General features: G+C 62.2%; 9 protein-coding genes. 7 read left to right on the top strand and 2 right to left on the bottom strand.

The annotated features are described in order from the left end of the window. Positions 1–26: 26 nt before the first annotated feature. The 6 genes from CH302_RS13800 (at position 27) to CH302_RS30065 (ending at position 9010) form a co-directional block, all read left to right on the top strand. Positions 27–2441: a DUF4407 domain-containing protein gene (locus CH302_RS13800; RefSeq protein WP_015586230.1), complete on the top strand. Its 2415-nt coding sequence runs from the start codon at positions 27–29 to the stop codon at positions 2439–2441. A gap of 404 nt (positions 2442–2845) precedes the next feature. Then, positions 2846–3880 carry a PP2C family protein-serine/threonine phosphatase gene (locus CH302_RS13805; protein ID WP_157773226.1) on the top strand — a complete coding sequence of 345 codons (1035 nt, stop codon included), beginning with the start codon at positions 2846–2848 and terminating at the stop codon, positions 3878–3880. Between the two features lie 71 nt (positions 3881–3951). Further along, positions 3952–4800: an FHA domain-containing protein gene (locus CH302_RS13810; protein WP_032392088.1), complete on the top strand. Its 849-nt coding sequence runs from the start codon at positions 3952–3954 to the stop codon at positions 4798–4800. Further along, complete coding sequence (locus tag CH302_RS13815) at positions 4797–7541, top strand: FtsW/RodA/SpoVE family cell cycle protein (RefSeq protein ID WP_015586233.1); 2745 nt, start codon at positions 4797–4799, stop codon at positions 7539–7541. Before CH302_RS13810 ends, CH302_RS13815 begins: the two co-directional genes overlap by 4 nt. Positions 7542–7544: 3 nt before the next feature. Beyond that, the gene (locus tag CH302_RS30060; RefSeq protein WP_015586234.1) at positions 7545–8417 is read left to right on the top strand and encodes a hypothetical protein; all 873 of its coding nucleotides are present in this window, start codon (positions 7545–7547) and stop codon (positions 8415–8417) included. Between the two features lie 422 nt (positions 8418–8839). Beyond that, positions 8840–9010: a hypothetical protein gene (locus CH302_RS30065; protein ID WP_155289038.1), complete on the top strand. Its 171-nt coding sequence runs from the start codon at positions 8840–8842 to the stop codon at positions 9008–9010. Positions 9011–9369: 359 nt separating this feature from the next. Here CH302_RS30065 and CH302_RS13830 read toward each other — a convergent pair whose 3' ends face one another. Both CH302_RS13830 and CH302_RS30630 read right to left on the bottom strand, forming a co-directional pair. Further along, positions 9370–9660, bottom strand: a complete 291-nt coding sequence (locus CH302_RS13830; RefSeq protein WP_032375883.1) for a hypothetical protein — start codon at positions 9658–9660, stop codon at positions 9370–9372. Between the two features lie 1181 nt (positions 9661–10841). Further along, complete coding sequence (locus CH302_RS30630) at positions 10842–10964, bottom strand: hypothetical protein (protein ID WP_255032396.1); 123 nt, start codon at positions 10962–10964, stop codon at positions 10842–10844. A 157-nt stretch (positions 10965–11121) separates the two neighbouring features. On the opposite strand from CH302_RS30630, the gene CH302_RS13835 reads away from it, so the two are divergent. Continuing rightward, a complete protein-coding gene (locus CH302_RS13835; protein ID WP_141216652.1) occupies positions 11122–11700 on the top strand; it encodes a hypothetical protein in 579 nt (192 codons plus the stop codon). Positions 11701–11930: the final 230 nt, after the last annotated feature.

An 11930-nucleotide genomic window follows, 5' to 3' on the forward strand; every position in this document is an offset into this window, starting at 1 on the left:
CAGCAGCATTCGGAAAGGCCACGGCCATGACAACCCCCACCCGACCGGACACGATCACTCGACCCGGCCCCATCGCACGCTTTCTACTCGGTTGCTGCGGTGCCAACTGGATGCACATCAAGGAAAAAGCGGAGCTCAACTGGTACTGCAGCCTGGGGATGTCGGTGATCGTGACCTCGATCATCTCGGGCATTTCCGCAGTGCTGCTCGCTACCACTGGCTACTCGAATCTGCCGCTGGCGCTGGTGATTGCCATCGGAGTGGTGTGGACGATCGTCGTGTTCAACGTCGACCGCCTGATCGTTTCCCGGCCGCTCACCTCGTCGCGGTGGCGGAGCAAATTCAGCCTGTTCTTCGTGCGCTTTCTCCTCGCCGCGGGCATCGCGATCTTGATGGCCGAGGGCGTTGAGCTGACGCTTTTCGACGACGAGATCTCAGCGCAGGTCGATCGAGACAACAATGCTGCAGCAGTCCGGCAGCAGAACGAGTACAACCAGGCTCGGCTCGATGCCAAGGCATCGGCAGAGCAGAGGTACAAAGAGCAAATCGAGTACCCGAACACAGCCGTCGACCGTCTCACGGCCTCGGTCGATGCCGCGACGAAACAGGTCGAGGACGCGAATCGCGTGCTCAAGTGCGAATCAAACCCGGCACCGGACTGCGAGACGGGAACCGGCATCCCGGGGCTCGGCGCAGAAGGACAAGAGGCCTCCGCTGCAGTCGCGAGAGCGAACGAAGCGCTTCAGCGAGCAGTCGCTGCGCGCCAGGACTACACGGTGATACTCAAACCATCAGGCTTCACCGCCGACCAGTTGCAAGCGTGCGGCCAAGGACCGACGAGCACTGACCTGACACAGCAGGCCATCGATACATGCCAAGCACAGATTCTGGTCAGCGAACAGGTCAACGCTGTACCGGTACCCAGCGAGGCTGACACCAGCCAGAACGGGCTACTGCGTCGGATCGTCGCGCTGTCCTCACTTGCCTCCGGAGAACACGGAACCACTATCTGGGCAGTACGCATCCTGTTGTTCATCGTGCTCGCCAGCATCGATCTGGTGCCGTTGACCGCGAAGTTCGTCGGCGGCACCACCGGTCATGACGCGCGGGTCCGCAAGGACAGCATCGACGCGAACAACGAACTGGCCGAGAAGATCAACGACTCTGTGCACGCTGTTCCACACTTCCTGGAAAAGCAGAGGGGATGGAAGAAGCCCGCGGCCGATCAACGCCGCGCGTTCTTCACCGACGTCTTCGAGAAACAAGCCGACGACATTCGGGGGCGCTGGCAATCCCCGACCAACGCCCGTGACGATGTTCTCGATGAGCCGGAGACACTCGTCGACCCGGACTCCGAACCGACGAACGGTGTCGGACCCGGATACGTCCTCCGAACGACTGACGGGGACAAATTCCAGCTCGTGGAACCACTCCCGGACGCTCGAACACGGTGGTACGACCTCTGGCTGTGCACCAGAAAAGATCGTGAGGACGAAGACCAAACGACTCGGGAGGAATACTTCGTAGCCAAGATCGGGAAAATCGATCCTGCGTTTGCGCCGGCCAAGCAGCCAGCGTTAAAAGGGCTCGAACGCGACGTTCTCGCTCGGCTCATTCCGTTGGGTCGGCACCATGTCGTCGACATAGTCAGTGGACAAGACGTGCAGCTAGACGACGATTCCGAGAGACCGTTCATCGTCATGAGGCACTACCCGCTAGGCGATATGAAGAAGTACGTGGAGGACCGATGGGGTAACGAGGTGCCGATACTTCCACTGCTGGAGTTGATCCACCAGACGCTGGAAGCTCTGCTCGTGACGCACCGCGCCGGCTTCCTGCACCTCGACATCAAGCCTGCCAACGTCCTTGTCGACTTGATCAATGGAGAACCTCACGCTGTGCTCACCGACTTCGGTATCGCCGGAGCGACCCGCGCATTCGATCAAGCAGGGTTCACCGACATGGACTCCACCTTCACCGGCACGTACAACTACGCCGCGATCGAACAGATCCTCCCGGGGCGCGGACTCGGCCATCAAACGGCACTGTGCGACCTGTGGTCAGTGGGCGCAATGGTCTATCGGCTCATCTCGGGGGCGTACCCGCGTGACTTCGCCGAGTCCCGTTGGGTCGACATGCCCCTGCTCGACAACGGCAAAGTCGACCGCCGATCGGACGAGTACCGACGGTGGCTGGAAAAGACCAGGCCTGACGCGCCCCGGCTGGACGTCATCACCCCCGGTGTGCCTACGCCGCTTGCTGATCTCGTCGAACGATGGCTATCGAACAACCCACTCGATCGAGTTGATCGCACTGCTCTGACGTTGGCCGAGGGTGAGAGCCTGTCCGACCCCGGTGCGCTGCTCGAGAACCGCGGTGACGAAGCCGTGATGTCGGACGCTCTGGCACGCCTCGGCTCGACGGTCAGGGGCATACGATGAACAAGCATCTACCACTGAGAGAGGCACGTGCGATGGTCCCCAACTCTTCGCCAGTTCCGCCCGCGAAGATCGGGATCCGCGAGGCACTGCGTACCCGGATAGCCTGCGCTGCGTTGTGGATCGTTTTCGTCGCTGTGCTGGTCTTCGGTGTGGGGAGAATCGACTTCGTCCGTGACAACGCCGCACTGGCAGTCTTTCTCGTGGGAAGTGTTGTCCCACTGATGGTGTGGCGGTTTGCTGGTATTGGCATTTCAGACCTGAAGTATCGCCGCGAACGTGGGCAAGGGCTTGGGTCCCAGGCCGGTGCTTCATGGACCGATCGCGAGGAACAGACAGAACACGATCCCTTCGATCCTGTGGCGCAATCACAGGCCGCCTCCCCCCGCCGCGACGATCGGAATGACATGTCTCGCAACCTGTTCGACTTCCACGATGAACGCCGTCCGGAGCGAACACCGGCACCGCAACCGTTCGGTCCCGACCGGGTGCTACGGCAAGCGAGTCCGGACGATTTCAGTGCGCCTCGTGCAACGGTCAACCCGGACAGCCTGACCGTCACCCGTCACGTTCCACTCGGCGGTGAAACCGACTCTGTGCAAAGCGAAATGACCGATATCGGTGTGCCCCCTGCGTCTCGCGTAATCGATCGTGGCGAGCCCAGTACGAGTACGAGCACCCGAGGCGGAGCCCTTGACCGGTTGTTCGGCCGATCGACGGACCGGATCGATACCGAGGAATCGACAGTAGGTCGAATACTGTCGTTTCCCGGCGGCGGCGGTGGCGCACTCTTCTTCGACGCCGACAGCGCGACGGACGCCGGCCCGCGCAAAGAAAATCAGGACTGGGCGATCCTCAGCGGGTCTTTGCTGGGTATAGCCGATGGGGTCGGCGGGCGGTCTGCCGGCGGTCAAGCATCTCGCGCTGCGCTGCGGGCAGTCCGCGATGCGATCGAGGAAGACGGCATGAGTCTGGCGTCGGCGGTTACGCGTGCGAACACCGACGTCCGCGCGCGCCAGGACGACGACCCCGCGGATCGAGGAAGAGCAACGACTCTGGATATCGTTCACTTGGATGAAACCGGCTATCTGTACGGCGCCCATGTCGGTGACAGCCGCGTCTACATTCTTCCTGCGCGAGGTCGGCGACTGAGAAGATTGACGGCAGACCATTCGACCGGCAACACGCTCACACGCAGTATCGGTGGTGCGCGGTCGGTCACGCCCGATGTGTGGGCCCACGAGGCAGAACCAGGCGACATCGTGCTCGTCGCCACGGACGGTCTGTGGAAAGGCTCACTGCACGAGAATGACATCGAATCAACGTTGGTGGAGGCGCGACAACGCTCCACGATTCACATCGCAGAACGCCTCGTTGAGATTGCCAAAACCGGTGCGACCGACAACATCACAGTGATCGTGGGCCGAATCCAGCGCGCGTGAACTACAGAATCCATCGGTTCTGTTCGTGAAGGCCGTAGCGCGTCATGCTTTCCTCGACCGAGGAGGAAAGCATGACTGCTCTGATCATCATCGCAGCACTGGTCGCTACAGCCGCTGTCATTGCGAAAGTGGTTCGGACCCAACGCGCACAGGGCACTTTCGCGGGGAACGCTCCTCGCGCCGTCTCCAAGACGGTGCAGGAGCGTCTTCGGGTTCCTCTACCCACCCCCGAAAACGTTAGTGTCCGGGTTCTGGACAAGATCGTGAGCGGTGCGATCGGCACCGCTCGAACGAAGTTCATGCCGGTAGGCGTGCTCCTCGAACTCGCTCCGGAGATGTATGAACGCGTCGTGCCGATCTGGGTGCAGTTCTCCCGTGAACTGGGAGAAGATCTCGCCGCCCGTGCTGAAGCAGAATCGTGGAACTACTCCGGCGTTGCGTTCTCCCTCCGCGCAAACCCGGCTCTCGGCCGACGAGATGTCGAGGTAGTACTTCGCTATCCCGACGGCGACGACTCTCCGACCGACCAAGTCGGCGACGTCCCTCGCCGACCGCGCGGCGAGGACGACATCACCGATGTCGCGCCGGGTGACGCCTCCGAGCTGTGGTTCGCCGATCTGCCCGACGGTCGACGCGTCGCTCTTCGCAAGGGTCGGCGCTACGTGGTCGGCGCATCCTCCACATCCGACATTGTCGTTTCCTCGCGGACCGTCTCACGGGCACACGCTGCCCTGCGCTGGCATCCCGCCGCTCAGGTGGTCGAAGTCGAAGATCTCGACAGCACCAACGGCACCTGGCTCGACAACAGCCGGGTGGCCCCCCGCGAACCGAGGGCGGCGACGTCCGAGTGCGTGATCCGACTGGGAAAGCACGACCGGATACGTCTGGTGAAACGAAGTGCCTCGGGGGCGTCGAGATGATCGCCGACATGCTCGCGACGCTGTCCGTACTGGCGCTCACAGTTCTCGCCCTCCTGCGGGTACACACGGAAGCGGTGGCGACTCGACCAGCAGGTGGCGGCGCACCCGGTTTCAGCGGCGGGCAGAGTTCCAGCGACCTCGCGGCTCTTGGGGGACCTCCCGCGCTGGTGCTGACTGCAGCAGCCCAGCTGGGTTGGTCCGTGCAGCATTCGTTGCTCTACGTCGCGGCGGCAGCGGTGGTTCCGATCGTGTTGTGTGCGTTCGTTCGGCGCGTTGTGGGCGCATCCGCCTCCCTCGTGATCCCAGTCGCCGCCTGGACCCTCACGTGCCTCGGTGCCGTGACGGCGGAGAGGCTCTATCCGGGTAGCGGCGTCGACCAGGCGCGGTGGGCCTTGGTCGGGGTGGCCGCGTTCCTCGTCGCTGCGTGGATCGGCAGTACGTGGAACACCACCGCTCGCTCGATCACGGGGACAGGCGTAGCGGTCGCAGGTTGTGTCGCACTGACGCTTCCCCTCATGCCCGGGATCGGCGTACTAGTCAACGGTGCCCCTGGTTGGATATCTGTCGGGCCCTTCGTCGGACAGACGGGCGATCTGGCCAGAATCCTGATCATCATCGGATTGGGATCGATGCTGTATGCCGCAGGACCAGCGCTGCGAGCGGGAAGGGTTACGCCCGCGTTGCTAGCCTGCTGGCCGGTCGCCTTCGCCGCGGCCCTCGGTGGCTACGCATCCGACCTCGGTCCGGTACTCGTGCTCACCGGTGCAGTAGCAGTCATGCTGATCGTGTGCGGCCCGCCACCGCGCGTCTGGATCGGATTTACGGCCGTCGGTACAGTCCTCGTCGTCGCAACCTTTTTCGGTGTGGGAAAGCTCCGCGCCCGCATCGACCAGATGTTGAACCCCATCACGTCCGACGGACAGCTTCAGAACACAGGCGCGGCACTTCGGTCGTTCGCGACCGGAGGCTGGCTCGGCACCGGCTTCAACAACGGATCCCCGCTCGACGTCGCCAACGTAGAGAACGACTTCGTCCTCGCCGGCATCGGAGAGGAACGGGGAGCGATAGTGGTCATAGCAATCTGTTGCCTATTCGGTGCCTTGGTCACCGCCTGCTGGCTGTCGGCAATCCGTGCCACCAGCGCAGGGCCACGCCTGATCTCGACCGGCCTGGCAGCCATGGTGTCCGTGCAAGCCCTGTACGTCACGCTCGCCACCATCAACAAGGTGCCTGTCACGGGGATGGTCGTCCCGTTCCTCTCCAACGGAGGAAGCTCGCTGACCTGTATGTGGATCGCCGTCGGGCTTATCGTCGGCATCGGATCCCACCGCTGGCGGCCGGTTCCAAGCGTCCCCGAACTCCGCGTTGTCGCACGCGTCGACCGAACGAAGTGGGCGATCCTCGGACTGTGGTTGATCGTCATCACTTTGGTTGCCTGGCAAACCGTCGTACCCGAAGTTCCCGCACGAACCGCAGCCCAGGATGCCGCGTCACGAAACCCCGGCCCGGTTGTCTTCCGCGACGGGACGCCGTTCCTCGTCCCATCGACGATGCGTGACGCGACCACCGATGCCGACGTGCAAACCCGCACCCTGGAGTCGTCGATACCGCAGCTCAACGGAGACATCGACGCCGCCTACTTCGTCGCCACGAACATGAGCGCCGGCACTTGCTTACGACCATGGCTGGAACACCTTGTTGTGAAGAAGGCATGCGAATCACCGACAATGGTCACCTCCCTCGATTCAGCGGTCCAGACCGCTGCCCGCGACGGTCTCGAAACCCGCGGATACGAAGGGGACGTCGTAGCCTTGGACCTCAAGGACGGCAGTATCCTCGGCCTCTACTCACACCGCTCGGACCAACACTCCTATGACGCCGGCTACCCGGCGGTGTATTCGCAAAGCGCACCGGGATCGACGTTCAAAACCATCGTCGCAGCCAGCGCCCTGAGCGCAGGACAGAACACCACCACGCCGGTTCGCGACGAATACACACCCCCGGGCGGGGTCGGCATCGTCCACAACGCCGGCAACATCGAAGGCGGCGGCGATCTGACCCAGGCACTTGCGGAGTCCAGTAACACCGCATTCGCCGAGATCGCCATCCGAACCGGTCTGCAGTCGATCACCCAGATGACCGCGGTGCTCTCCGCCGATTCCGCCGACTTCCCGACTCACCCCGGCATCGTCGTGGGAGGCGTCGGCGACGACCCAGATGCGCTTGCGCGCACGGGATTCGGTCAGCAGGACGTCCGCGCATCACCGTACGAAATGGCCGTGGCGGTGGGCCGACTCGCGACGAACGGAGCACTACCCCGCGCGCGGGTGCAGCTAGGGCAATGCACAGACGACCAGCTGGATGTCGACTCCGTTACGTCGCCACCGGCAACCGCACTCGTTCTCGACAACCCGGTTACCGGACCCGTGCTCGACGGTATGCGGGCGGTCGTGCAGGACGGACACGCAGGCGAGCTCGGGATTCTCGACATGCCGGTCGCCGCGAAGACCGGCACCGCGGATGACGACCGCGGTTCCTACGACGGCTGGGTAGTCGCACTCGCGCCGGCAGAGAACCCCGAAATAGTCATCGCCGTCCGAATCTTGGGCGGTGAACAGTCGCCTCGATCCGGTGCAGCGGATGCCGCTCCCGTCGCAGCCGAGGTAGCGGTGGCGGCAATCGACGCAGTACGAGAAGATATCGGCCCGTGTCGCAAACCACAAGGAACGCAGGGAAAATAGTTCATGACGGCAACGAATTACACCACGGTCGAAGTGTGGGCCTCGGACATCGTCAAGTACCGAGATGACGGTGCGAACAACAGGCGCGTCCCCGTCGTAAGGTTCAGCCCGCCGAAACAGGTCGGACCTGCGATCCAGCTGGAGGAAGGGGACCGCCTCGAAATCGGTAGGCCCACCAAGAACGTCACCGACGGATACAGACGACTAGATGTGCCGGATGCACATAAGGCGTTCTCTCGGAACAGTTTTTTGATCACGGAGAGGGCGGACGCGACGCAGGTTAGGACCAAGCAGCGCGGAGGCTGCCATATCCAGTGGTGGGGTCACGCAACAGCTAGAGCGCTGAGAATGAACGAGAATTTTTTCGTGACAACGGACCCCACGTCGTTCCGAGTCGATTGCTCGGGACCGTTGGAACGCGGTCAAACGACATCCCACGAGCAGGCAGTCTGGGTGCTCGTACATCCGGGCAGGGTGCATCGGTTGCCACCGACGTCCCCGAACTATGTTCCGGGCGAATTAGAAACCGGTCTCACAGCCGGAGAAGACCCGACTGACCAGTACTTCTACCCAAAGGTCGTGCCGGGGACCAAGGCGCATCGGGAGTATCTGGCCGCACTCGATCTAATCGAATGGCACTTCAGCGATCTTCTGGAGTGGCCGCCGCGTTTCGAGCCTTCGGCGAGCAGGCCCGGGCTCTCTGGCGAGCGTCAGAAGGTGCTGCTTTTCCGTCACGCCCTGACCCAAGTCGGGCACCACGTCGATGCCGACGCCATTCACGCTCTCCCGGATTCGTTTCTACAGTGGATCGTCGCGCACAACATGCTGTCGTTCCACGATCATCGGCAAGACTCGCGCCTGGGATCGCTCGACTAGAGCGATCCCCGATCACTGTCCGGGCGTATCGCCGTGTTCTGTCAAGAATGCGGGCGAAACACACTGACTCGGCACGGCTGTACGACCGCAGTGATCAGGGCGTCCGCCAAGGTGGGATCGCTCGCAGGAAGCGATCCCACTGCAAGCACCAGCCTGTTATTTCGAGTGACGTCTCGCGCCGCCCACGTTTCCGGGAACGCTGCCATGTCGTCCTGACCGTCGGCCGACTCGGCTGCACGATTGGTCGTCCGCGCTCCGCCGTCGAACGCCGGCCGAACCACACACCCAGACGCGAGCATTACAGCCAAGCACACCTTCGCAACTACCTCGGCGCGTCCGGACCGGGCTACGAGCTGCTGGGACGCCGCCTCTATCAGATCAAGAAACTCCTGATCTCCGTCGCCGAGTGAGGTCAAATATTCGTGCCACGGCTGCGCGTACGGACGTTCGGTCAACGCGACTCGTCGAGCGCGTGCGAGTTGCTGTTCGAGGACGAGATCAACGGTAGCGCGGCGCAGTTCGATCGGACCCCGAACATCAACAGCGTGAACCCGAATAGTGTTGTTGCTGTGGGCCGCTACCGGATCCCGTGAGACGTGGGAATGGATACGAAAGTTTTCGGTTCCGGGTGTGGATCACAGTGCAATCGTCCCCGGCCGAGTCGGTGCTCAACAGGATCGATGAGTTCTGCTCAGCAATTCACGACGGGTCACTGTTGTTGTCACGTGCGCGACGTCGAGGGTCGTTCAATCAACTACGCTGGGTGGGCAATCCTCTTGCAGGGCTATGGGGCGGGGCTGCGTAACTGTGTCGAGCGACGGCTTCCCCGCCTGGCGGCAAACCAGCTCCAAACCGGGTTGTCGAGCGATGCAGTTCGATCAGGTACTTGGCAAGCCCGGCGAGCTCGTCGCGGAGACGCAGAGACCGAGACCAAGGGGCGGTCACCTGCTAGCTAGATGCCTGCGATCACGTCGTCGCGAAGCGCGTCGGACGACTTAGTGAGGCTCTGTGCTGCGGCAGCAAGTGCTCCTGAGATCAGTCTGAGCTGGTTCCCTTCAGCAGGTTGCCCAGCCTCGGTAGCTGCAGCGTAGGTGTCGAGAACGAGAGCTAGGCGAGCCAGTTCTTCCTGCGTTTGCGCAAGGTCTCGCTTGGTGCCGTCCAGTGTGGACTGCAGAGATTGAATGCGGAGGCCGGCGTCGTGGATCGTAGAACTGGCCTGGTCCAGCGAACTGGTGAGCGTCATGCCCGCGAGAATACATCGCGAATACGAGGTCGAAATGGGAGCTATCAACGCTGTTGGTGGCGGAGCGGCCGCGCCGTGGGCTATCCAAGGTTCGAGTAACTGATGGGTTCGTGGCCGTCCTCTGGCCAGGCAAGCGCAATGTATTTCTGGACGTCTGTCGAGGGTCTATCGAAGCGGTATGAAGCAGGTTGTACCGTCGCGCTGTTCTCGGGCACCCCAAGGCCGAGGTTCAGATTGAGTGCCCCGAATTGAACTGTTGCACCGCATACCTCGTCGTCAATTGTTTGGTTGATGACGCCGATGGATTCTGGCGTGCCCTTGGGATCGACTCGGTGCCTTCGAGCGTGCAGTCCCCATCGATTAGGGAACAACGCTCCGCGCCAAAGAATATCATGGAGCGCAACCCCTGGTTGTGTCCTGACTGACTTGAGGGGTGTGCCGGCCGCACCGAAGGAGCGTGAGGCCACGCCCCCGAGAACGAGTTTGAGGAGCCAAAGTTGTAGTCGTGGTCCACTGAGAAGGAGGAAATGATCGTCGGCCGGCCCCAGGAAAGGTGCTGTCGTGCTCGCCAAGGACAACTGCATGTCCCGTACTGCCTGAAAGAACTGTCCTGCAATGGAATCCAAAGGTGACAATGCATTGTTGTGGCGCTCACAGAGGATCTTCGAGGCTAGTGCTTTTGTGCCTACCGATTTCGATGCTCCATGCAGCCACGGTGCGCCGCTGAGCATGGGTGCTTTTCCGTCGATGTGCAGCTGCCGGTGAATGTTGGCACTGATCCAATGCTCTCTACTGATCTTGTCGGAACAGTCTGCTCCTGCCTGGCCGAAGCACTCGGGGTGTGCGTAGCCAGTGCGAGCATCGTTCAGGAGGGGTGGCGGTTCCGAGACGATCCAGCGACCGGCTGCAGTCGCATGGCAGGACCGCGTCCGCCGGCGGGATCCGCAGAGGCAGGCGTCCTCGAGATCGGGTCCCACCCGTTTGGTACTCCGCTTGTATCCGGAGGAGGTGAAGACGGAGTCGTCGAGAAGAGGAAAGGGACGGGGCACCTGAGCGATCCTATTCCGGCATTGGCTTCGGACAGGGCGCACCCGGTCCCCGGCACCGAGTGCGCCGGGGACAATTGCGGCCGCTGCCGGGTTGCGTCTTGTCGATAGATGTGATCCCAAACGCTTTGTTTATCAACGTGTTTCGATGACTCCTACGTCTTCCAGTGCAAGTGTTTCGATGGTAGATTCAGAGGCGTTCTGTTGATCGGCGGACTGACCATCCGTCACCCGAATTGAGAGGCTGAAATCTGCCATGACATCGATCGTCGATTCAGTGTTGCCAGTTGCGTCCGTGCTCGAGGTGGTCTTCGACAACGGGTCTCTAGGGGGTGCTGACTGGTCGAACCGGGCCGTCGTGCTCGAGGCCTTGCCAGAGCCCCTGGTTGCGGGATACCCCGCAGAGGGGGCCTATGTGCAGATAAGTGATGGAAGCGGCGGTATCGCCGCGTCGGGATGGTTCTCGGTGGACGAGCGCAATGCCACCGAGACCCATGCAAGCGTTGCTGTCGTGTGGCGTGAGCCGTTGATGGCCGTCGAGCACACCTACAAGAGCTGGACGGGGTTGGTGCGTACACGTGACATCTCACCGGTCACGGTGTCACCTGGGGCCGCTCCCGCGTGGTTCGGTGAGTATGTGCGGCCGATCCACGAACGGGCCGCCGTCGAACGGACCTTGCAGGCCGTACGCGAGAGCGCCAATACCGAGCGTGCGAACCATCGCGAGTGGGTCAGGCGGCTGAGCGAGTCCGCGTGCGAATGGGCGGACGAGAACAGTCTGTGCAGCGAGTTCGAGAGGTTCTGCGAACAGTGGGGGCTCGAAGGCCGAGAACGTGACTTCGATGTAGAAGTGAATGTCACGGTTGCATTAACAATGACGCGATCGGCGCGTAGCCAAGAAGATGCGGACGAGGCCGTAGATCTCGACGATGTACGGCAGCATCTACGAGACAATTTCTCGTATCTCGATGTGAATTTCACTGTGGGTGAGTAGTAGTCGCACGGGAAGTGGGGTACGCGCAGCGTGCCCCACTTCCCGGTAGCGGTCTACTTGGTCGGGGCGCGCAGCGGTCCGAAGGTGTACTAAATGCGAAAGATGTTGGAAGACAACCAAGATAGGTGATCCGTTGGCCGTTGGCGCGCAGCGCCCGGCAAGGAAAGACCGCAATAGGCCGCCTTGGCGGCCGGCTTCTGGCGGTGGGCGCGCAGCGCCCACCAGAGCCT

Source organism: Rhodococcus sp. 15-2388-1-1a (genome assembly GCF_002259145.1).
In the GTDB taxonomy this organism is placed as follows: Bacteria; Actinomycetota; Actinomycetes; order Mycobacteriales; family Mycobacteriaceae; genus Rhodococcoides.